The 21,266-nt window shown below is 64.6% G+C and carries 19 protein-coding genes; 6 read left to right on the forward strand and 13 right to left on the reverse strand.

Features of this window, described 5'->3' with window-relative positions; genetic code table 11:
* Window positions 1–9: 9 nt before the first annotated feature.
* Window positions 10–612 (forward strand): polyhydroxyalkanoate synthesis repressor PhaR, encoded by a 603-nt coding sequence (phaR, locus tag C0606_10450; protein ID PLX38596.1) that lies wholly within the window; start codon window positions 10–12, stop codon window positions 610–612.
* 99 nt (window positions 613–711) lie between these two features.
* Here the strand turns inward: phaR and C0606_10455 are convergent, their stop codons facing one another.
* The 3 genes from C0606_10455 to C0606_10465 form a co-directional block, all read right to left on the reverse strand.
* Entirely contained in the window at window positions 712–1,347 is a 636-nt protein-coding gene (locus tag C0606_10455) for a lysine transporter LysE (protein ID PLX38597.1), read from the reverse strand.
* On the reverse strand, window positions 1,344–1,814 hold the full coding sequence (locus C0606_10460; GenBank protein PLX38598.1) for an Lrp/AsnC family transcriptional regulator: 471 nt from the start codon (window positions 1,812–1,814) through the stop codon (window positions 1,344–1,346). Before C0606_10460 ends, C0606_10455 begins: the two co-directional genes overlap by 4 nt.
* Before the next feature lie 176 nt (window positions 1,815–1,990).
* Complete coding sequence (locus tag C0606_10465; protein PLX38599.1) at window positions 1,991–3,742, reverse strand: GGDEF-domain containing protein; 1,752 nt, start codon at window positions 3,740–3,742, stop codon at window positions 1,991–1,993.
* Window positions 3,743–3,930: 188 nt separating this feature from the next.
* Here C0606_10465 and C0606_10470 point away from each other — a divergent pair, with 188 nt between their 5' ends.
* Window positions 3,931–4,287, forward strand: a complete 357-nt coding sequence (locus C0606_10470) for a hypothetical protein (protein ID PLX38600.1) — start codon at window positions 3,931–3,933, stop codon at window positions 4,285–4,287.
* A gap of 21 nt (window positions 4,288–4,308) precedes the next feature.
* Here C0606_10470 and ggt read toward each other — a convergent pair whose 3' ends face one another.
* The 4 genes from ggt to C0606_10490 all read right to left on the reverse strand — a co-directional run bounded on the left by ggt (window position 4,309) and on the right by C0606_10490 (window position 8,783).
* Window positions 4,309–5,901 (reverse strand): gamma-glutamyltransferase, encoded by a 1,593-nt coding sequence (ggt, locus tag C0606_10475; protein PLX38601.1) that lies wholly within the window; start codon window positions 5,899–5,901, stop codon window positions 4,309–4,311.
* A 62-nt stretch (window positions 5,902–5,963) separates the two neighbouring features.
* Window positions 5,964–6,386 carry a hypothetical protein gene (locus C0606_10480; protein PLX38602.1) on the reverse strand — a complete coding sequence of 141 codons (423 nt, stop codon included), beginning with the start codon at window positions 6,384–6,386 and terminating at the stop codon, window positions 5,964–5,966.
* A gap of 127 nt (window positions 6,387–6,513) precedes the next feature.
* Window positions 6,514–7,977 carry a metalloprotease gene (locus tag C0606_10485; protein PLX38603.1) on the reverse strand — a complete coding sequence of 488 codons (1,464 nt, stop codon included), beginning with the start codon at window positions 7,975–7,977 and terminating at the stop codon, window positions 6,514–6,516.
* Between the two features lie 23 nt (window positions 7,978–8,000).
* Window positions 8,001–8,783, reverse strand: coding sequence for a nuclease (locus C0606_10490; GenBank protein ID PLX38604.1), 783 nt, complete (start codon window positions 8,781–8,783; stop codon window positions 8,001–8,003).
* A 350-nt stretch (window positions 8,784–9,133) separates the two neighbouring features.
* On the opposite strand from C0606_10490, the gene C0606_10495 reads away from it, so the two are divergent.
* Window positions 9,134–9,667: an inorganic diphosphatase gene (locus C0606_10495; protein PLX38605.1), complete on the forward strand. Its 534-nt coding sequence runs from the start codon at window positions 9,134–9,136 to the stop codon at window positions 9,665–9,667.
* A 37-nt stretch (window positions 9,668–9,704) separates the two neighbouring features.
* On the opposite strand, the gene C0606_10500 is transcribed toward C0606_10495, so the two are convergent.
* Window positions 9,705–10,613, reverse strand: a complete 909-nt coding sequence (locus C0606_10500) for a geranylgeranyl pyrophosphate synthase (GenBank protein ID PLX38606.1) — start codon at window positions 10,611–10,613, stop codon at window positions 9,705–9,707.
* Window positions 10,614–10,769: 156 nt separating this feature from the next.
* On the opposite strand from C0606_10500, the gene C0606_10505 reads away from it, so the two are divergent.
* The 3 genes from C0606_10505 to C0606_10515 all read left to right on the forward strand — a co-directional run bounded on the left by C0606_10505 (window position 10,770) and on the right by C0606_10515 (window position 14,477).
* Window positions 10,770–11,531 (forward strand): monofunctional biosynthetic peptidoglycan transglycosylase, encoded by a 762-nt coding sequence (locus C0606_10505; protein ID PLX38607.1) that lies wholly within the window; start codon window positions 10,770–10,772, stop codon window positions 11,529–11,531.
* 156 nt (window positions 11,532–11,687) lie between these two features.
* Complete coding sequence (locus C0606_10510; protein ID PLX38796.1) at window positions 11,688–11,873, forward strand: 50S ribosomal protein L32; 186 nt, start codon at window positions 11,688–11,690, stop codon at window positions 11,871–11,873.
* Between the two features lie 153 nt (window positions 11,874–12,026).
* Window positions 12,027–14,477 (forward strand): hypothetical protein, encoded by a 2,451-nt coding sequence (locus C0606_10515; GenBank protein PLX38608.1) that lies wholly within the window; start codon window positions 12,027–12,029, stop codon window positions 14,475–14,477.
* 67 nt (window positions 14,478–14,544) lie between these two features.
* Here C0606_10515 and C0606_10520 read toward each other — a convergent pair whose 3' ends face one another.
* From C0606_10520 to C0606_10540, 5 genes are all read right to left on the reverse strand, one after another.
* Window positions 14,545–15,414, reverse strand: a complete 870-nt coding sequence (locus C0606_10520) for an RNA polymerase factor sigma-32 (GenBank protein PLX38609.1) — start codon at window positions 15,412–15,414, stop codon at window positions 14,545–14,547.
* A 272-nt stretch (window positions 15,415–15,686) separates the two neighbouring features.
* Window positions 15,687–16,259 (reverse strand): CarD family transcriptional regulator, encoded by a 573-nt coding sequence (locus C0606_10525; GenBank protein PLX38610.1) that lies wholly within the window; start codon window positions 16,257–16,259, stop codon window positions 15,687–15,689.
* 434 nt (window positions 16,260–16,693) lie between these two features.
* Window positions 16,694–17,032, reverse strand: coding sequence for a ferredoxin (locus tag C0606_10530; protein ID PLX38611.1), 339 nt, complete (start codon window positions 17,030–17,032; stop codon window positions 16,694–16,696).
* Between the two features lie 129 nt (window positions 17,033–17,161).
* Entirely contained in the window at window positions 17,162–17,548 is a 387-nt protein-coding gene (locus C0606_10535; GenBank protein ID PLX38612.1) for an RNA-binding protein, read from the reverse strand.
* 37 nt (window positions 17,549–17,585) lie between these two features.
* Complete coding sequence (locus C0606_10540) at window positions 17,586–20,708, reverse strand: helicase (protein ID PLX38797.1); 3,123 nt, start codon at window positions 20,706–20,708, stop codon at window positions 17,586–17,588.
* Window positions 20,709–21,266: the final 558 nt, after the last annotated feature.

The following is a 21,266-nucleotide window of genomic DNA, read 5'->3' on the forward strand; positions in this document are numbered from 1 at the left end:
GGAACGAGTATGACCAAGGCAAAGTCGGAAAACCCGATCGTCATCAAGAAATACGCCAATCGCCGGCTCTACAATACCGGCACGAGCACCTACGTCACGCTTGAAGACCTGGCGCAGATGGTGCGCGGCGAAGAGGACTTCGTGGTCTATGACGCCAAGAGCGGCGACGACATCACCCGCTCGGTGCTGACCCAGATCATCTTCGAACAGGAGAACAAGGGGCAGAACCTTCTGCCGATCGCGTTCCTGCGCCAGCTCATCCGGTTCTACGGCGATTCGATGCAGAACCTGGTGCCGAGCTATCTCGAGTTCTCGATGGCCTCGCTGACCAAGGAACAGGAAAACTTCCGCCAGCAGATGGCGCAGGCGTTCGGCACCACCGGCTTCGAGGCGCTCGAGGATCAGGTCCGCCGCAACACCGAGATGTTCGACAAGGCGATGCGCATGTTCCTGCCGTTCGGCATGGGCGGCAACGCGACGGGCGGTTCGGCGACCGGTACGGGCGAGGCGAAGCCCGCCGCGGGTGCCTCGCAGCCGTCCGATCTCGACGACATGAAGCGTCAGCTCGCCGACATGCAGCGCAAGATCGAGAAGATCGCCGGCGACAAATAGGGTCAATCAGGGCGCGGAGGGATCGCGCTGCCCGAGTGACTACGGGAAGGGCGCCGTGCGGTGATGCGCGGCGTCCTTTCTGTTTTTCCGGTCGGGTGGTCAGGCCATGAATTTCGGCAGGGCGCCGACGACGATCCACAGGCCCCAGCCGAGCAGGACGCCGCCGGAGACGAGGTCGAGCCAGCGGGTGTGCTCCTCCCTCAGACGGGAGCGGGCGATTATGGCGATGTGGACCAGGAACAGCCACCACAGGGCCGAGCCGAGAAAGACGCCAAGGACGAGCACATAGGGTGCGCTTGCCGATGCAGCGGACGCTGCCCCGAGCCCGGCAATGAGGGCGACGAAGGCGAGGATGGTCATCGGGTTTGAGATCGTCAGAGCGAAGGTGGTGGCAAAGGCGCTCAGGACGCCACGGCTTTTCAGCGGCGCGGCCATCGTGCCCTCGCGGTGTTTCCGCACGAAGGCGCGGATCGACAGGATGCCGAGCCAGGCAATCAGCAGACCGCCGCCGACGGCCATCGGATCCGCATAGCTGACGAGGAGTCCGGTGGCAGCAAAACCGGCAGCAACCATGAAGCCATAGACGCCGTCGGCGGTGGCCGCTCCAAGGCCGGTGGCGAGCCCGGCCGCCCGGCCGTCGGAAATCGTTCGCTTGATGCACAACAGGCCGATCGGCCCGACCGGAGCGGCAACGGCAAGGCCGACGCCGAGCCCCTTGAGCAGCACCTCGATCATGATGGGCTCGCTTCCGGAGGGGGCGCGACGGCGACCTCCGAGGTTTCCTTCAGCGTGTCGAGGGCAAACACCGTTTCGGTGCGGGTGACGGCTTTCAGCGGCTTGACCACTTCGCTGAGGAATTTCTGCATCGCCGGCATGTCGGCGACACGGACCTTGGCGAGGTAGGAATGGGCGCCGCTGACGTGGTGCAGCTCCATGACTTCGCTGCGCGCTTTCAAGGTCGCGGCCGCTTCCGTCTCGCCGTCATGGCTCATGTCGATGAACAGGAAGGCGCATAGCCCGGCGCCGACGCGGGCAGGGTCGAGCACGCCGCGCCAGGCGGCGATCACGCCGGACGCGCCGAGCCGTCTGAGGCGGTCGTTGGCGGTCGAGATCGGCAGGCCGAGCGCGTCGGCAAGCGCTGCGCTCGACAGCTTGCCGTCGTGCTGGATGAGTTTGCAGATTTTCCGGTCAATCGTGTCCATAAGCGGATCATTGCCGGAAATTTTATCAGGAGTCAATAGTTATACGGAATAGCTGAATAGGATCCGGAATATTCTCGGAATCGAGATCCGGCGTCCGGATGATGTCCGGGCGTTAGCGATGCGGAACTGCAACGATTTGGGGTGGTCTTACGCCTGGGTCGTCAGCCTGAGATTCGTCAGGCGATCTCGATGCCATCGTCCCAGGGGCGCTTGTCGCTGGCCAGGCCGAAATGTTCGCCCTGGAAGTAGTCGACGCCCATCTCGGTGAGGCGCTCGACCGTTTCCTCGTCGCCGACCCACTCGGCCACCGTTTCGAGGTCGAAGGTCTTGGCGATGTCGACGAGCGACCGCACGAAGACCTCTTCCTTGGCGCCCTTGGTCAGTTCCTTGATGAAGATGCCGTCGATCTTGACCAGATCGACGCCGAGTTCCTTCAGCGCGTGGAACGAGGTGTAGCCGGCGCCGAAGTCGTCGATGGCGACCTTCGCGCCGTGACCGCGCAGGGTCGCGACGAAGCGCATGGCGTCCTGCAGATTGTGCATCATCGCCGTCTCGGTGATCTCGATGACGGTGCGTTCGGCGATGTCGGGATTTTCTTTCAGCACGCGGGTCGTTTCGGCCAGCCAGCTGGCATCGGTGATGCTCTCCGCCGACACGTTGAGCGACAGGCGGGCTTTGGGATGCTGCCGTAGATCGGCGAAGGCGAGATCGCGCACACGGGCATCGATCAGGCGGATGAGGCCGAGCTTTTCGGCGATGGCGACCAGTGCGCCGCCGTTCGCCTCGCTGATCGAGGGGCGGTCGAGGCGCAGCAGGGCCTCATGGTAGACGGTCTGCCGGGTTTTGGCCGAGACGATCGGCTGATAGGCGAAGCGCAGCTGGTTGGCGTTCAGCCCGGCGACGATCTCGTCGGCGATCTTGACGTTGCGGCGGCGGGTCTCGGCGCGTTCGCCGCTCTGCTGGAACAGGCAGGCGGTGGAGCGGTACTGCCGGCGGGCGTTGTCGAGCGCCTCATGGGCACGGGCGAGCGCCTGGATCGGCGCGCGGGCATCGCGCGGGGCGAGCACGCCGCCAATCGAGATCGTGGTGCTGACCTGGCCGTAGCGGGTGGTGATGATGCGGTCGGAAATGGTCGAGATCAGACGCTCTGCGATGACCTGGAAATCGTCCTCGTTGCAGTCGCGCAGCACGATACCGAACTTGTTGCCCGACAGGCGGCCGAGAGAATCGCGGCTCCGCATGACCGATTTCAGGCGCTGACCGACCTTGGCGATGACGGTGTCGGCAACGTCGAAGCCATAGGCGTCGTTGATCACGGCGAGATTGTCGACGCGGGCAATGGCGATTGCCATCGAAGATCGGGTGTCGAGGGCTTCGTCGAAGGCCTCTTTCATTTCATGGATGAGTTCGGCGCGGTTGAGCTGGCCGGTAAGCGCGTCGTAGCGCGAGAGATAGGTCAGGCGCTCTTCTTCGTGGCGGCGGGCGTTGATCGCGCGCACGATGCCGCAGGCGCGGATCGGCTGGCCCTTCTTGTCGGAGAACCAGCGTCCGCAATCCTCCACCCAGATCGTCTGGCCGGAGAGCTGGCCTTTCGGCTGTAGGGCATACTGGATCTGAAAGGGGACGCCCGGGCCGTTGTCTTCTTCGGCTGACGACATGATCGCGTTGTAGCGGGTCTCGGGGGTGGCCGGGTCGAGCAGGCCGGCGAACCGGCGTCCGGTCGCGATGTCGGCGGGATCAAGAACCTGAAGGACGTCACAGGCGTTTTCGCTCCAGCGCAGCGTATCGCTGGCGATGTCCCATTCGTAGACAGCCTCGCAGACCGCGCTGAGCGTTGCCGCGTAGTCCACGCTACCCGGCTGCAACGGTTTCGGCGTGGCCGGAATGATTTCCTGAGAATCCAGTTTTTCCAACGGCTTGCCGTTCATGTCCGCTTCCCGCGCCGGGTCCGTCCGGCGTGCTGCCGTTCGGTTGGGGCGCCAATGTCCTGCGCGTCGTCGCTCGCGCTTGTCCGGTCGGGTCGACCGACAGGTTTGGCCCGTAACTTGCCGGAAAGACGTGAAGAAATCGATAATTGTTCCGTTACGGGACAGTTGCCGCCAGATGGGCCAGTGCCATGATCACGTCAATCCGTCCCGGACTTCCTTCCGCCACCGCCGGTGGGCGCCGTCAATCGGCTCCGTCGCGCGATGACGCGGCTGCGGATGACAACGCGGTCGGCGCAAAGCCGGAAACCGGGCGCGCGGTGGTCGCGATCGAGCCGACAATGCGAAGCGAGCCGCGCCGGCGGTCGAGCTGGCGGCTGCGGTCAAATCCGGCGCTTATCGCGCAGTTGATCGCAACCCGGGAAGGCCTGCCGCAGACGCGCGCAAAGCGCCGCGCGGAGCCGGTCGAAGCGGTCGCCGCCTATATCGAGACGGATCGCCGGCCGCTTTATGTCGCGCCCGGCACCCGGTTCAGCGTCGCCGTCTGATTTCAGTTTCCAGAGAAACCCTCAGTAGCCGAGGGCGCAGCCGTCCTTGCGCGGGTCGGAGCCGCCGACAAGCAGGCCGGTTGCCTCGTCGATGGCAATCGCCTGACCGCCGCCATGCGGCTCGCTGGCGCGCTCCACGTCGTGGCCGCGGTTGCGCAGGCCCTCGACGGTTGCTTCGGGAATGCCGGTCTCGGCGCGCAGCGTGCCCTCGTCGTCCCAGAACAGGCGGGCGCAGTCGATCGCTTCCTGCACATCCATGCCGTAGTCGACAATGTTGGTGACGACGTGGGTCTGGCCGCAGGGCTGGTAGGCACCACCCATGACGCCGAAGCTCATCACCGGCTTGCCGTCCTTCAACGCCATCCCCGGAATGATCGTGTGCATCGGTCGCTTCGACGGGCCGACCGCGTTGGGATGGCCTTCCTTCACCGAGAAACAGGCGCCGCGGTTCTGCAGCACGATGCCGGTTTTTTCCGTGACGATGCCCGATCCGAAGCCGTGATAGACCGAGTTGATCAGCGACACCGCCATGCGGTTCTCATCTACGACGGTGAGATAGACCGTGTCGGCGTTCGGCACGAGATCCTCGTCGATGACGGTGGTCAGGCGCCGGGCCGGGTCGATCATGCCGGCAAGCTGGTCGGTGTAGGCGTCGCTCAACAACCGCTCGACGGTCTCGGTCATCGCCGCCGGATCGGAGACATAGGCGTCGCGGCAGGCATAGGCGAGGCGGGCGGCTTCCATCTCGAGGTGGAAGCGCTCGGGCCCAAGCGGATCGAGGGCGGCGAGATCGAAGCGCTCGAGGATGTTGAGCATGATCAGCGCGGTGATGCCCTGGCCGTTCGGCGGGATCTCGGCGATCGTCAGGCCACGATAGTCGGTGGTGATCGGGGTGACCGCGTCGGCGGTGACGGCGGCGAGATCGTCGAGGCTCATGACGCCGCCCTTGGCGGCAAGCGTTGTAACGATGTCTTCGGCAACCGCGCCCTTGTAGAACGCGTCGGCGCCGTTTGCGGCGATCGCTTTCAGCGTTTCGGCGAGAGCGGGCAGCTTGTGACGCGCGCCGGCGCGCGGCGTTTCTCCGTCGACGAGGTAGTGGCGCGTGGCGCCGGCATCGCGTTCGAGCAGGCCTTTGAGGCCGGCCCAGTCATGGGCGACGCGCGGGGTGATCGGGAAGCCGTCCTCGGCACAGGAAATGGCGGCCGAAAGAATCGTATCGAGGCCACGGCTGCCATGGCTGGCGGCAAGCGTTTCCCACGCTTTGACGGCGCCCGGCACGGTGACCGCATCGGGGTGATAGGGATTGACCGTGGTGTCGCCGCGTTCGAGGAAGCGCTCAAGGGTCAGCGCGGCGGGCGCGCGGCCCGAGCCGTTCAGGCCGTCGAGCGTGCCGTCCGGCTTGGCGATAATGGCAAAGCAGTCGCCGCCGATGCCGTTCATGTGCGGCTCGACGACGGTGGTGACCGCGATGGCTGCAAGCGCCGCGTCGACGGCGTTGCCGCCCTGTCGCAGCATGTCGAGCGCGGCGGCGGTGGCCAGTGGGTGTGAGGTGGCGGCCATTCCGCCGGCGGCATAGGCCGCCGAGCGGCCCGGCATCTGGAAATTGCGCGCCATGATCTGTCAGCTTTCCTTGTTGTTCTTGTTTGCGCCCGCTGGCGGGCGAGCGGAGATGTTGCTCAGAAGACGTCGCCGGGATGGCCGAGGCTCATGTCGCGGCGGGCCGAGCGAATGGTGACCGAGAAGCCGGCAACAACATCGACGAGGGCGATGATCATCAGGATGAAGAACACCGACCGGGCGGCTTCGCCGACCAGTAGGAACTCGATCAGGTAGATGATGAAGACGACCGTGGAGAGCATGTGGTCGATGATCGAGGCGGAGCCGGTGCGGGTCGCCTTGAGGATCTCGAAGAACAGCAGCACGATGGCGACCGCGATCATCAGGTCGCCGATAACCATGGTCCAGCGCGCGCCGGAGATCATTTCGATGGTGAAGACCGGGTTCGACCAGGGGTCGCCCGGGAAGGCGCCGAGCAGGCCGAAGGCGATGACGTTGTAGACAATCAGCGGAATGATGCTGAGCGGAATGGTGAACAGCATGGCGTGGCCTCGTTTCGATCGGCGGCAGACGCCGCATCGCGTCGCTTCCCTGACGCGAAGATTGCCGTAGCGCCGAGTCAGGTCAAGGGGGTTGCGGCCGCCAGGTGGTGCGGCGTCTCTGTACGAGCTAGTCGGTAACGAGTTTGACCTGCATGCCGGTCTCCGGGTCCTCGTCGGCGGCAAGGCCGTTGAGGACGCGGAAAAGGGCGAGACGGCGGGATGCGTCGATGCCGCGCATGCGGGCCGCCATGGCCGCCGCGCTGGCGCCGGCCGGTGTCTTGACGACGCGAATGCGCAGCGGCTTCAGCCTCAGGCGTTCCTCATCCGACAACAGGCGGAAGCTCTGGACCGTCTGGCGGAAGGCGGAATCGAGCGCCGGCGTCGGCGTCTTCGAGGCAAAGATGAAGCGGTAGGACATCTTGTCGACGCGCAGCACCGCGATGCGGAACGACCAGCCGTCGGCAACGGCGGACGCGGTGGCGGCCGGGCGGCCGCCGATCGAGGTCGAGCGGACGCTGTTTTCAATAAGGCCGTTGACCCAGCCGGAGCGCAGATAGTCGTCGAGCGCCATGGTCGCGGGAATGTCGGTTCCGTCGAAACGCAACGCGGTTCCCGCGCCGTCGGTCGCCAGGACCGCGTCGGAGGAGTTTTCCATCGTGTAGCCGGCGGGGGCGGTGAAAGCGATGCCGAGCTTGGCATGCTGGAAGCTGCGGCCGCGCACGAAGCCTTCGCTCGGATCGTCGCCGTAGAGCATGCCGTTGACGTTCTCGAGGTAGGCGGCGCGGTCACGCACGCCGATATCGGTGCCCGACACGGCACGGGCGGCGAACTTCGCCTTGGTGATGCGGTCAGGGGTCGTCGGGTGGGACGACAGGAAGTCGGGCTGCTTGCCGGCCCCGGAATGCGCCGAGGTGACGTCGGCGAAGCGGCCCATGGCGGCGAGGAAGCGCGCGGCTGCGTGCGGATCGTATCCAGCGCGGGCGAGCGTGCGGACACCGACGATGTCGGCTTCCAATTCCTGCGCCTGCGAGAAGTGCGCAAAGGAGAGTTCGGCCGAGGCGATTGCCGTCTGGGCGGTCTTGGGATCGTCAACGACGGTTGCCACGACTTCGGTGACGAGCGCCTTTTCCTCGGCCCGCTTGAGACGGGCGATGGCATGCTTGGCTGTCACATGCGCCATTTCGTGACTGATAACGGCGGCCAGCTCGGAGCTGTCATTGGCGAGCGCCAGCAGGCCGCGGGTTATGTAGAGATAGCCGCCCGGCAGAGCGAAAGCGTTGACCACCGGCGAATTCAGGATGGTGATCTGGTAGCTCTGCGAGGGGTTGTCGGAGGACGCCACCAGACGTCCGACCATGCGGGCGATCGCGCGCTCGGCGCCGGAATCCTCGTAGACGCCGCCATAGGCGGCAACGACACGCGGATGTTCCCGCTCGCCGATGGCCGTTTCGCCGCTCGGCGGGCGCGGCTCGTCGGGAATCGGATCGCTGATGGTGACGCCGGATGACAGCAGACAGCCAGCCACGCTCAGCGCGACGACAAGCACCGCGCCGGCCCGCGCGATGCGCGCGATGACCGATCCGTTCTGCATTTCTTCCAACTTACCCACGTCCGTTAGTCGAGTCTCACTATCTGGCCCGGCCATTGAGCCGATATCAAGGCGCCATCATGGCGCTCAAGCCATCCGCGAATACGGATGCGCGCACCTTTGAGGGCTCTTGGATCGAGGCCGGCGGCCACAAATCGCTTCAGATTCCTCTGGTATATCGTGATTGTGAAATCCTCGCGCCACTTTCTTCCAAAATTCAGATAGATCGTCGACCGGGTTTCCCCTACGGAAAGAATGCGGCCCTCGACGATGGCAAAGCCGGGCGCTGCCTCGGCTAGCGAGGGGGCGTCGGCGCTGCGAATCGTCAGCGTCTGCCAGAGCCCAAACCCGGCGGTGCGGGCATCGTGTTCCAGACGTTCAAGGTCGGCGCGGCAAGGCGTCGTCTCGCCGGGTTCGACGCCGATCGCGGCATTGCCGGCGGCAAGCTGGTGGCCGTCGAGCCACAACCCGTCATCGGCGCGCACGAGATGCGCATGGATACGGCCGTAGCGGTCGGGTGTGGCGCCTTCGGCGAGCAGGCGTACGCTTCGGCCGGCAATCACTTTTGCGAGATGGGCACGGGCGCGCGGGTCCGGCGGAGCGTTCAGGCGGATCTCGGACGGCGGCATGAGGCCTCGCATGCGCACGGTGCGGCCGTCGGCGAGGCGGAGGGTGATGGCGCCGAGAATTTCGGCGACGGCGAATGCCTCGGTGGTGGGTGTGCCGCAGGCGGGGACGAGGGGGTCGGCGGCAAGCGCCCCGATCGTCGAAACGGCGAAGCCGGTGGCGAATATTACAACAAGGCGCAACAAGGGAGCGGCCCGCGGGCGGGCGCGAAACCATGGCGCGCAGCGCTGTGCCGGCAGGTGCAAATCTTCGCCATGTCCTCTTGTCGCCCCGTCGATCCGGTCCACCTCTATCCCCAGCGATACAGTTTCCCTTGCCGGTCTGTTCCCCGCGTGCCGCACAACCCGACAGGCGTCATCTCAGGATAGGGGCGGCTTCCGGTCAAGCGGCATCAGCGCTCGTAGCGGGCTGTTTGGCTGTGATACAGAGACGGTGTTGCGACTAATTCCTATGCTGCAACGCACAATACGGCTTGCGCAGACGCCCGCTTGACCTGTAAGAGGGTCTGGAATTTCACGGAGGGAAGACACCCATGCGTATTGACGCCGTTCCCATCGGCAAGAACCCGCCGCACGACATCAATGTGATCATCGAGGTGACCGTCGGCGGTGAGCCCATCAAGTACGAGATGGACAAGGAGGCTGGCGCCATGTGGGTCGACCGCTTCCTCTACACGCCGATGCGGTATCCCGGAAATTACGGCTTCGTGCCGCACACGCTGTCGGACGATGGCGATCCGATCGACGTGCTGGTTCCCAACCAGCGTCCGATCGTGCCGGGCGCGATCATTAACTGCCGTCCGATCGGCGTGCTGCGGATGGAAGACGAATCCGGTCACGACGAGAAGATCATCGCGGTGCCGTCGCACAAGCTGACCAAGCGCTACGACAAGATCCACTCCTATGAGGATCTGCCGCCGATCACGCTGCACCAGATCGAGCACTTCTTCGCTCACTACAAGGATCTGGAGCCGAACAAGTGGGTGAAGATCGTCGGCTGGGGCACCGCGGCGGAAGCCGAAACCCTGATCGTTGAAGCGATCGACCGCGCCCGCGGCCCGTCATAGGCCACAGGCGACCTATCGAGACCGAACCCGGACGGGTTCAAGCCTGCCGCTCGGCGATGAACCGGGCGGCGGTGCGCAAGACACTCGCCTCAGGGCCGAAGCGCGACAGCGCTGCTTCGGCCTCGGCAACGAGATCGCGCAGTTTCCGGCGCGACGCTTCCAGACCGAGAAGACCGACCAGGGTTGCCTTCCCCCTTTCAGCATCCTTGCCGGTCGCCTTGCCGACAGCGTCGGCATGGGATTCGACGTCGAGGAGATCGTCGGCCAACTGGAAAGCCAGGCCGATCGCGGTCGCATAGCGGTCGAGATCGCGCCGGAGACTGGCGTCCGCGCGCGCCAGGATGGCGCCGAAGGCCACCGAGGCCTTGATCAGCGCGCCGGTTTTCATGGCCTGCAATTCGGCAATTTCAGCTTCCGAAAGAGAGCGGTTCTCGGCAGCCAGATCGAGCATCTGTCCGCCGGCCATGCCGCCAAGCCCGCTTGTGCGGGCAAGCGTCAGGACGAGTTCGGCGCGGACACCGGCGTCCGCGTCGGTCGCCGGATCGGCAAGCACGTCGAACGCATAGGTGAGCAGCGCGTCGCCGGCGAGTATCGCGGTCGCCGGATCGTATTTGCGATGCACCGTCGGTTGGCCGCGGCGCATGTCGTCGTCGTCCATGTCCGGCAGGTCGTCATGCACCAGGCTGTAGCAATGAACGAGTTCGAGCGCAGACGCGGCGCGTTCGGCGCCTTCGCCGGTGTGGCCGAGCAGGCGCGCGGTTTCGATAACGAGAAACGGGCGCAGGCGTTTGCCGCCGCCGAGGCTGGCATAGCGCATGGCGTCGAGCAGGCGGGCCGGGCGGGTGCGCTCGCCGTCCAGCGGGGTGGCGCCGAGCAGGGCGTCGAGACGCTGTTCGACGCTGGCGGCGGTTTCGGCGAGGCGGGCTTCAAAGGTGGCGTCGACCACGGTACTGTCGTCTCCTCTCGTGCCCTTGGCGGGTGCATTGGTATATTGCGCCGGCGGGACGGTCGGGCTTTGCGGCCCTTGCCGGGCCGGTTGCCTCCCTATAGACGCTTGCGGCGATGTTGCAAACCGGGCGAACGGTCTCGGTTGTCATGACCGATCGAACGGGGAACGGATCAGGTGTCGTTGATCATCGAGGAACGATCGGGCGATGGCGGGCGTGGAAAAAGCCCGAAGGGGGGCGGCTGGCTACGCGTGACGCTGCGCTGGCTGGTGCGTATCGTCGTCATTCTCATCGTGCTGCCACTCGTGCTGACGCCGCTCTACCGCTTCGTCGATCCGCCGGCTTCCGCGCTGATGCTGTGGCAGATGGCACAGGGCAGGACACTGGAGCGGCAGTGGGTGCCGATCGAGCAGATCTCGCCGGAACTGGTGAAGGCGGTGATCTCGTCGGAGGACGGCCGTTTCTGCGAGCATTCAGGCATCGACTGGCACGAGCTGCAAAAGGTCGTCAGCGACGAGGACGGCCCGTCGCGCGGCGCCAGCACGCTGACCATGCAACTGGTCAAGAACCTCTTCCTGTGGCCGTCGCGGTCCTATCTGCGCAAGGCGGTCGAGCTTCCCTTGGCCGTCTATGCCGATCTGGTGCTGCCGAAACGGCGTATCATGGAGCTCTATCTGAATGTCGCGGAATGGGGCCCGGACCTGTTTGGGGCCGAGGCCGCCGCGCAGCGCTATTTCAAACGTCCGGCGGCGAAACTGCGCCGCAGCGAGGCGGCTCTCCTGGCGGCTGCCTTGCCCAATCCGATCGCGCGAAATCCGGCCAAGCCGGCGAAATATCATCGCCGCTATGCGCGCACCATCGAAAAGCGTGCGGCGGGCGCCGGGCCGCATGTGGCCTGCGTGCTCGGAGAGCGGTAACGACTCTTTTCGGTTTTGGCGAAAAACCGCACGAATGGGCTGGTCAAGACGGGTCTAACTCTGTATAAGGTCGCCCGATCCGAGACATTTTTTGCGCTGCACGTCCGGGGTGAGCCTGGGGCGGTTCAGCGCGTTTCGACGACGGAGATGTACACCATGGCTGTGCCGAAGAGAAAAACCTCGCCGATGAAGCGCGGATTCCGCCGCTCGGCGGATGCCCTGAAGCAGCCGACCTACATCGAGGACAAGGACTCCGGCGAACTCCGTCGTCCGCATCACATCGACCTTAAGACGGGGATGTATCGCGGCCGACAGGTCCTGGAGCCGAAGGACGAGATCTAAGGACGGGTTCGTCCGCTTTGGCGGGCGGTCTGTCGGGATCCGCTGTCCGGGCATTGTCGGCACGCCGCATCATGCGGCAGGCAATGCGAAAAGGTCGGATGACTGATTGATACGAAAACGGGTCGGCAAATCTGCCGGCCCGTTTTTGTTTGTTTGAGGGCTGCCCGCAACCTGCCTCCTTCGGGGGACCCCCTCCGGCCAGCCGCCGCCGCGGTCTTAACCGCCCCGGAACAATTGCCGGTGGCCGTCTTGGACGGCAAGTCGTCTTCGGCTAGGGTTGCCGTGCCCGACCGGTTGCGCGCTGGAAATTCAGTCTCTTGTCACCGGTGGCGGGCGCTCGCCATCCGTCCGGCCGTTTCTGCCGCGGGTCTTCCGGTGGCGGTACGGACACGGAGTTCGAACCCGGGGGGCGGGGTGGACGTTTCGGTCATCATACCGTGCTTCAACAGCGAAGCATTCCTCGAAGAGTGTATCGCTTCGGTGGTCGCGCAACAGGGCGTGTCGTTCGAAATCATTGCGATTGACGATGGCAGCACGGATGGAACGCCGGCCCTGCTCGCAGCCTTGCAGACGAGGGTCCCGCACTTTCGCGTTGAGACGCTCGCTCGCAACGGTGGCCAGGCGAAAGCCCGAAATGTCGGGATCGAGCTCGCCGTCGGCCGCTATATCGCCTTTCTCGATTCCGATGATTTTTATGCGCACGATCAGGTGCTGGCGGGGTGGCTGGCGCAGGCGGATGCGGATGGCCTCGACATTTGCATCGCCCAGTACAAAGTCCTGGCGGAAGATGGTTCGCTGAAACCGATGCCGGGTGTCGGCGGGCTCGGCGTGCCGTTCTCGACCGCTTACCAGTCTCCTGAGATCGCCAACATCATCTGCAGTTGGCAGATGCTCTTGAACCACGCCTTCGTGCGGCAACACGAATTGCGGTTTTCAAACCTGCTTCGGCAAAGGGAAGATCGCGTCTTCTTTCTCCAGGCTCTGTTTAAGGCCGATCGCATCGGCGTTTGTCCGGACGTGGTGATCAACCATCGGCGACACCCCGGCAGCACCACGAAACGGGTCGATTACGATCAGCTCGCGCAGTACACAACGGGTATGCCGCTGGTCCGGGGCATCCTGGATGATGCCGATGCGGTCGGGCGTCTTCATCCGGATTTCGCGCGGGTAAATGCCCTCGTCTACTGGCGTACGGTATTCGAGTACTGGACGCCGCTCGTCGTCGAGGCTCTCGGTGACGGGGCGACGGAGGAAAGCGGCAGGGCGCAGCCGACGGAGCGCGAGATCGCGCTTCGGTTCCTTGCCAATCTTCACGACCTGACCAGGGATGCGCCGCTGCTCTTCCCCGACACGGTATTCAACAAGATCGGCCCGTTTCGCGAACGGCTCGCCGAGGGTGTCTACGATGTGGGGCGGATGGCGGTTGCCGCGAAGCGCTACGATATCCTGCTGGCGCTCCTGAACGGCGAACGGTTGCATCTGAGCGAATTGACGGCACTCATCGTTCAGTCGGGTTTACCGTGGGCTGAGACGGCCGTCTGCTACTATCTGCGTTTTCTCAGGAGCTGCGCGTTCCCCCAGGAGAGGGTCACCTCCGCGACGCCGCCGCTCAACGCTCTGATCAAGCGTGTGGTGCTGCATTCCGGGATGCCGGGTACCGGCTCGACGGCGATCCAGGATACGCTCGAAAACAACCGTCTTCGGCTGCTCGAACAGGGGATCTGGTATCCGGTCTACGGGACGATGCGGGAGCGGGGCGTCCGGCGCGATCACGCCTTGGGTCACGTCGCGCTCATTCGCCGTGTCTTGACCGGGCGGGAGGATGTGTCGGCGAGGCTTGCCGCGGAAATCGCGTCATTGGAGCGGCCGGTCGACACGCTGGTGCTGTCGGTCGAGGCCATGCTGTCCCATCCGATCTGGCGATCCGGGCAACCAGAGCATGCGGGAGCGCCTTCGCCGATCATGGCGCTGGTCGATGCGCTCGGTGTCGACCATGTCGAGGTGGTGGCCGTGCTGCAGCGGCAGGATCGCTGGTTCGCGTCGTATTTTCGCGAGGTGATGGCCGATCCTTTCAATGACGTCATTGCCGGTCCGCGCAGTTTTGTCGACCTGGTGAGGTCGACCGGCTTGCTCGACTACCAAGGGATGCTGCGGGACCTTGAAGCGCCGGACCGCGTCCGGAAGCTTCATGTCGAAAGCCACCAGCGGGTGGCGCAGGCTGGCGGCAGTGTCCGTTGGTTCCTGAACCGCGTCGGGATTGCCGCTGACCGCTTCGTCGAGGGGGTATCGGCCGCGAGCAACGGCACCCATACGGATGCCATTGCTGCCAGTGTCCGCCTTTTGAAACGGTTACGGCTGCCGCGCGTTGCGACGTCGCGGCTCTTCGAGGCCATCAGCCGTTCCGAAGTTCTTGCGCAGTCCGGGTATGCTCTGGTTTCAAAAGAGGATTGGGATCACTTCGATCAGGTGCTGGCGCGCGAGCTGGCCGATTTCGACGCGCGGTTTCCAGACGAGAAACAGCCGCGCGATCCGCGTCGCGAGGATGCCGAGAGGCTTCCGATTCTGCCGGAGTTGATGGCTGCCGGAGCGGGCCAATTCATTTGAGGCAAAGAAAAGGGAGGGCGCTTTGGTGAAGCGCCCTCCCTTGCAACTGGCTGTCGCCGGGATTTCGTCAGCTGACGAAGGCTGCCGGATCGACATCTCCGGCGGTGAGCGCCGAGCGCAGCTTTTCGAGCGCGCGGGCCTCGATCTGGCGAACGCGTTCCTTCGAGATGCCGAGCTTCTCGCCGAGCGATTCAAGCGTGGCGCCATCCTCCGACAGGCGGCGTTCCTTGACGATCTTCAACTCGCGCTCGTTGAGTACGCCCAAGGCGTCGTAGAGCCACTTGTTGCGCCGCTCGGTGTCGATCGAATCCTCGATCAGGGCGTCCTGCAGCGGTGCATTGCTGACCAGGAAGTCCTGGCGGTCGGCGCTTGAATCCTCGCCTTCCATGACCGGCGCGTTGAGCGACACGTCGGGGCCGGACAGGCGGGCGTCCATCGTGGCGACATCGGCGACCGAGACGCCGGTGGCAGCCGCGATCTGCTCATGCAGGGCGCCGCCGAACATGTCCTCGCCGGTGCGGGCGATCTGGGCGCGCAGCCGGCGCAGGTTGAAGAACAGGGCCTTCTGCGCCGAGGACGTGCCGCCGCGCACGATCGACCAGTTGCGCAGGACATAGTCCTGGATCGAGGCGCGGATCCACCAGGTGGCGTAGGTCGAGAAGCGCACGTCCCGTTCCGGTTCGAAACGGGCGGCGGCCTGCAAGAGGCCGACATGGCCTTCCTGGATGAGATCGCTCATCGAAAGGCCGAAATTGCGGAAACGGGCGGCGAGCGCGATGACAAGGCGCATGTGCGCCGAGGTGAGTTTGTGCAGAGCAGCCTGATCCTGCGTGTCGCGCCAGCGAACCGCCAGTTCCTGCTCTTCTTCCTTTTCCAGATAAGGGGCCTTCATGGCCGCCTTGACGAACTCACGCCGGGCACTGTGAGGTCTGCTCATGTTTCTTCCCCGTATGCCGTTCTCATCCATGCTCAAGGCGATGCCCCTGCATCGCCGGACCGACTCAATATAGGGATGCGAGTGAGTTTTATAAAGGTTCTAAATTTATTCTCTTGGGATCGCAGCCCGGGAAATATCGAGTCTTCGATACGTAATTTCCCTCATATCATGAAAATGGTATTTTAGGAAATGCAAAAATAAACCCGGCCGAAGCCGGGTTCATCAAAGCGTTTTCACGATGCGTGCGCATCGAGGCGCAGGGTGGTTGCGGGTTACGCAGCCTCTTCCTGGGCATCGTCGTCGTCGGCCTTCTTCTCGCCGCGGCGCGGGCTCTTGGCGAGGTTCTGTTCGATCTGGCGGATCGCTTCGGTCTCCGACACCTTGTTGACGGAGGCGATTTCGCGCGCCATGCGGTCAAGCGCGGCTTCGTACAGCTGGCGTTCGGAGTAGGACTGCTCCGGCTGCTGATCCGAGCGATAGAGATCGCGCACGACTTCGGAGATGGCGATCAGGTCGCCGGAATTGATCTTGGCTTCGTATTCCTGCGCGCGGCGGCTCCACATGGTGCGCTTGACGCGGGCGCGGCCACGGATGGTTTCCAGCGCCTTTTCGACGGTGTCGCCGTCGGCGAGCTTGCGCATGCCCACGGAGCCGATCTTGGCGACCGGGACGCGCAGGGTCATCTTGTCTTTTTCGAAGCTAATGACGAACAATTCGAGCTTGATACCGGCGACTTCCTGTTCTTCGATGGCCGTGATCTGGCCGACGCCGTGAGCTGGATAAACGATAAATTCTGAAGTCTTGAAACCCTGGCGCTGCGCGGTCTTCTTGCTGGTCGTTGCCATACGCTTCGTTACTCCTGCGCGGTCGCGGGCCCACGGTAAAAGGGACCCTGTCCGATGGCCGGCGTGGTGCAGCCATCGCTTTTTGCGTTTACTGTTCGACGCTCTTTCGTGCGGTGCAAACGCCCGCGCGATGTTTTTTGCCAAACGACGATTTCCAGCCGATCAAGAAAAGCCGTTTCGTATCGAAATTGCGGCGCATGGTTGCGGCGACCAATCCTGTTTTGTCCATCAATGGGTCACGCAGACACACCAATCGCCGCAGAGGGTGCGGCGACTATCAGACCTCCTTCTGGAGGGAACGACGTGAAACGTTCATCGACTGTGACAATAGGATAACACAAAAGAGAGAAATTTCAATGGATTTCGCGCCGCCGCATGTTTCGATGCGGCGCCGCGCAAGTTTCAGAACTGTTTTTTTCGCAGCCGGAAGGCGATCAATCGCCTTCGCCCGGCTCCGCCGAGAAGTACTTCTCGAGCTTGCCTTTGACGCCGTCGAACTCTTCGGCCTCGGGCAGCGCATCACGCTTGACGGTGATGTTCGGCCACTTCTCGGCATACTCGGCGTTCAGTGCCACCCACTTCTCGAGACCGGGGTCGGTATCCGGCTGAATCGCTTCGGCGGGGCATTCCGGCTCGCAGACGCCGCAGTCGATGCATTCGTCGGGGTGGATGACCAGCATATTTTCGCCGTCGTAGAAACAGTCGACGGGACAGACCTCGACGCAATCAGTGTACTTGCACTTGATGCAGTTGTCGGTGACGACGTACGTCATTGCAGGTGAGCCTCCAGATTTCCGGCCGAACAAATGCGGGTTTTAAGCCCTTGTGAATGGTCACCTAGCCCGATTGCGGCGCGAGTGCAAGCGGCGTTGGGTCGCGGCTGTTCCGATCAGGAGAATTGCTTAGCCGTCACCGCCATCCTGACGCCAGGCGTCGATGCGCCGGCGGTCGCGTTTGGTGGGACGTCCAGCGCCCGGATCGCGCTCGGCCGCCGGCGGCGGTGCGCTCGGGCGGGGCATGGGCGGCGGGCTGAGATCTTCGTAAAGCGTCTGCGCTTCGCTCGCCGGGCCGCGACGTTCGCCGAGCGCGACGATCTTCAGGATGCGGACGCGATTGTCGAGGCCGATGGTGAGCACATCGCCCGGGCGCACCATGTCGCTGGCGGAATCGAGCTTCTCCCGATTCCTGCGCACGCGCCCGGAGACGGCAAGTTTCTGCGCCAGGGTGCGTGACTTGACGACCCGGGCGTACCAAAGCCACTTGTCGATTCGAAGCCGGTCTTCGCTCACGCTTTCCTCTTGGGCCGTGTGCGCGGGCTCGGCAGGACTATTTGTCCTTCTTGCCCTTTTGCATGTCGGCCTTCAGCGCGGCGAGCGCGGCAAAGGGCGAATCGGGATCGAGCGCCTTCTTCGGCGGGCTTGCGCTCACGGTGCGAGGTGCATCGCTGCGACGGTCGCCGCGCTTACCGCCCGGTTTGCCGCCGAACTTTTCGGGGCGCTTGCCGCCACCCTTGCGTTTGTCGAAGCGTTTTTCGCCGCGTGGACGGTCGCCCTTGTCGTCGCCTTGTTTCTGGCCCTGATTCTGGCCCTGATTCTGGCGCTGGCGCCGATCGCCCTGACGGGCTTCGCCTTCGCCGGCTTCGCCATCATGGCCGCGGCGCGGCGGGCGACGGCTGCCGCCGGCCCGACCGGGACGCCAGATCTCGACGAATTCAGGCTCGGTCTTTTCGGCTTCGGCCGGCGCGGCTTCAGCGGACGCCTCAGCTGATGTTTCGCCGGCGTCGGCCTCCGAAGCGTCGATCTCCGGCGTGACGGTCTCAACAGCTTCCGCCGGTGTTTCTTCGCCTGCCGGCGCGGTCTCTTCTGCCGCGTCTTCTGCTTTCGGTGCGGCTTCGGTCACTTCGGGCTCGGCGGGCGCCTCTGCGGCAGGCTCGACCGCCGTCTCGGGGGTGGCGCTTGCCTCACCTTCGCCAGACGGCGCGGTCTCTGTCTCTGCCGGAGCCGCTTCGTCTTCCGGCTTCGCCTCGGCCGCGGCGGCCTGTTCGGCGGCTTCCAGATCGGCGCGGGTCGGCGGGGCCTTGAAGCCTTCGGCCTTGCGCCGCTCAAGGCGGTAGCCGAGTGCCTTCAGCGTGGCCGAGAAATCCTCGCCGGCGCAGCCGAGCAGGGAGGTCATGCCGACGGTGACGGTGAAGCCGCCGCCTTCGGGAATCGCGCCTTCCGGTGCGGGAGCGGCATTCGGGCCCGGGCGCCAGGCGACGATCGGGCGAATGATGTCGGCGAGGCGCTCGAGAATGTCGAGGCGCACGGCGCGCGGACCGCAGACGCGGTAGCCGGCGATGCGGCACAGCTCGAGCGGGAAGGTCTCGTCGGCGGGAACGGAGGTGCGGCCGGCGGCCGAAATCTGCGGCAGCTCGGCAAGGCCCGGTACATCGCCGTCGGCGTTCTTCAGCGCCCACAAATGCATCAGCAGGCGGCTCGGTGCCGGCTTCAGCAGGGCCGGCACATAGATATGGTGCGCGCCGAAGCGTACGCCGTATTTGCGCAGGCCCGCGCGGGCGTTCTGGTCGAGCTGGCGCACGTCCTCGGAAATCTGATGGCGGTCGATGCTGCCGAGATTTTCGACAAGCCGGAAAGCGACACCGCGCGCCAGGCCTTCGATATCCTCGGCGTCGCGCAGATCGAGCAGCGGCTTCAGCAGGGTGGCCAGATGCTGGGCAACGAACAGATCGAGGCGGGCTTGAACGCGGTCGCGCGCCGGGCCGGTGAGCTGTTCGTCGGCGAGCACGAGCACCTGCGGGCGCAGCACGTCGTCACCGGCAGCAAGGCGACCGACGACTTCGCCATTCCAGCGCAGCGCGTTTTCGTCGGTCAGCAGCAGATCCGTATCGGGTGCGCGCGACAGCCGCTCGGAGCGGTTCTCGATTTCCTGGGCCAATGCCTTCATGGCGGCGGCGCGCAGCGCCTTGACCTCTGGGCCATCGGCTGTCGGGTCCGGAGTGAACCGAAATCCCTGCAGGTGACCGACGTGCTGACCTTCGACGAGCACGTCGCCGGTGGCGTTGATTTCCGCTTCGAGCATGGCCTTCTCTCTTAGCCTTCTCATCAAAACACTGGTTCGCCGGTCGACAAAGCGCTGCGTCAGGCGTTCGTGCAGCGCGTCCGACAGACGATCTTCGATTGCACGGGTCCGTTCCTGCCAGTGGATCGGATCCTTCAACCAGCCGGGCCGGTTGGCGATAAACGTCCAGGTCCGGATATGTGCAATCCGGTTGGACAGGCTGTCTATATCGCCTTCGATGCGATCCGCATAGGCGACCTGACGATCAAACCACTCATCGGCGATGGTTCCGTGACGGGCAAGGTAGCCGAACAGGGTGGTGATCAGCTCGGCGTGGTTGGCGGGCGCGATGCGCCGGTAGTCGGGAACCTGACAGACATCCCACAAAAGTTCGACCGCTTTGGCCCCCCGGGCAAGCGCCATCGTATCGCTGTCGCGCTCGGCATGTTCAAGGGCGACGAGGTCCTCTCCCGGAGGGGCGCGGGTCAGCCCTTCCTCGCGCGACGGCAGGTCGAGGCTTGCGCGCAGATCTCGGGTCGAGGTGAAGTCGAGCAACGGATTGCGCCACTGAAGCACACGTACGGGATCGAAGGCATGGGTTTCGAGCGCCTCGACCAACGAATCCTCGAAAGGATCGACGCGGCCGGTGACGCCGAAGGTGCCGTCATGGGTGTGGCGGCCGGCGCGGCCCGCGATCTGGCCGAATTCGGCCGGGGTCAGGGCGCGGTATTGGTAGCCGTCGAATTTGCGGTTGCCGGCGAAGGCGACGTGGTCGACATCAAGATTGAGGCCCATGCCGATGGCGTCGGTGGCGACCAGGAATTCGACATCGCCGGACTGGAACAGGGCGACCTGGGCGTTGCGGGTGCGCGGACTGAGCGCACCGAGCACGACGGCAGCCCCGCCCCTCTGGCGACGGATCAGCTCGGCGATCGCGTAGACCTCGTCGGCGGAAAAGGCGACGACGGCGGAACGCGGCGGCAGCCGGGTGATCTTCTTCTGGCCGGAATAACTCAGCACCGACATGCGCGGGCGGGTGACCACGTTGAGGCCGGGCAGCAGCTTTTCCAGGAGGCCGCGGACGGTGGCGGCGCCGAGCAGCAGCGTCTCATGGGTGCCGCGCAGATTGAGCAAACGGTCGGTGAAGACCCGGCCACGCTCGAAATCGCCGGCAAGCTGCACTTCGTCGATAGCGGCAAAGGAGCAGTCCGTCTCGCGCGGCATCGCCTCGACAGTATAGACCCAGAAACGCGGGTTCTGCGGGACGATCTTTTCCTCGCCGGTGACCAGCGCGACCGCATCGGCGCCGAGCCGGTCGACCACACGACCGTAGACCTCGCGCGCCAGAAGGCGCAGCGGCAGGCCGATAATGCCGGTCGGATGGGCCAGCATGCGTTCGATGGCGAGGTGGGTCTTGCCGGTGTTGGTCGGCCCGAGGATCGCCGTAACGGTACGGGCGCGGGCATGCGGCGGCAGGGTGGCTCGATTCATTCAGGTCTTCCGGTCGTCCGTCGGTGCCGGATCGCACAGCGTTCCGCCGGGGCACGGTCAAACGCGGCGTGGTTAGAGCGCGTCGCTTTGCTCCGCTTCATGCGACATGCTCTATCTCTTTGTTTAGCCGCGTGTCTTTATCCCAAAACCGGCGCCCACTTTCGGGAGACACGCTCTAACACACCCGCCGCCGAATTGCTTGTTTTTTCGCCCGTGCCGCCTTCGCGACGTGGGCTCGGCGCAACCGGAACGAGTCTTGAACAAAGCCCGACCGAATCGGCGACTCGCGATGATTCCGGTTTCGTTCCTCAAGGGGCGATTGCGCATTTCTTGGCGGAAACCGTGTCGATTTGATGAAGCAGCGGTTAATCGCGCCCGCCCCGCTCCGTTTACACAGCGATCAGCACGGGAACGGCGCGTGCACGAATCACTTCATTCGGTCTTTTCCCGGTTCGTTCT

Source organism: Hyphomicrobiales bacterium, from assembly GCA_002869065.1.
GTDB lineage: Bacteria > Pseudomonadota > Alphaproteobacteria > Rhizobiales > Rhodobiaceae > Rhodobium.

Coding starts and splice junctions, on each gene's coding strand:
- C0606_10495 (PLX38605.1), top strand. CDS start 9,134: ATGCGTATTGACGCCGTTCCCATCGGCAAGAACCCGCCGCACGACATC.
- C0606_10470 (PLX38600.1), top strand. CDS start 3,931: ATGATCACGTCAATCCGTCCCGGACTTCCTTCCGCCACCGCCGGTGGG.
- C0606_10455 (PLX38597.1), bottom strand. CDS start 1,347: ATGATCGAGGTGCTGCTCAAGGGGCTCGGCGTCGGCCTTGCCGTTGCC.
- phaR (PLX38596.1), top strand. CDS start 10: ATGACCAAGGCAAAGTCGGAAAACCCGATCGTCATCAAGAAATACGCC.
- C0606_10510 (PLX38796.1), top strand. CDS start 11,688: ATGGCTGTGCCGAAGAGAAAAACCTCGCCGATGAAGCGCGGATTCCGC.
- C0606_10530 (PLX38611.1), bottom strand. CDS start 17,032: ATGACGTACGTCGTCACCGACAACTGCATCAAGTGCAAGTACACTGAT.
- C0606_10540 (PLX38797.1), bottom strand. CDS start 20,708: ATGCTGGCCCATCCGACCGGCATTATCGGCCTGCCGCTGCGCCTTCTG.
- ggt (PLX38601.1), bottom strand. CDS start 5,901: ATGGCGCGCAATTTCCAGATGCCGGGCCGCTCGGCGGCCTATGCCGCC.
- C0606_10460 (PLX38598.1), bottom strand. CDS start 1,814: ATGGACACGATTGACCGGAAAATCTGCAAACTCATCCAGCACGACGGC.
- C0606_10480 (PLX38602.1), bottom strand. CDS start 6,386: ATGCTGTTCACCATTCCGCTCAGCATCATTCCGCTGATTGTCTACAAC.
- C0606_10465 (PLX38599.1), bottom strand. CDS start 3,742: ATGAACGGCAAGCCGTTGGAAAAACTGGATTCTCAGGAAATCATTCCG.
- C0606_10520 (PLX38609.1), bottom strand. CDS start 15,414: ATGAGCAGACCTCACAGTGCCCGGCGTGAGTTCGTCAAGGCGGCCATG.
- C0606_10525 (PLX38610.1), bottom strand. CDS start 16,259: ATGGCAACGACCAGCAAGAAGACCGCGCAGCGCCAGGGTTTCAAGACT.
- C0606_10485 (PLX38603.1), bottom strand. CDS start 7,977: ATGCAGAACGGATCGGTCATCGCGCGCATCGCGCGGGCCGGCGCGGTG.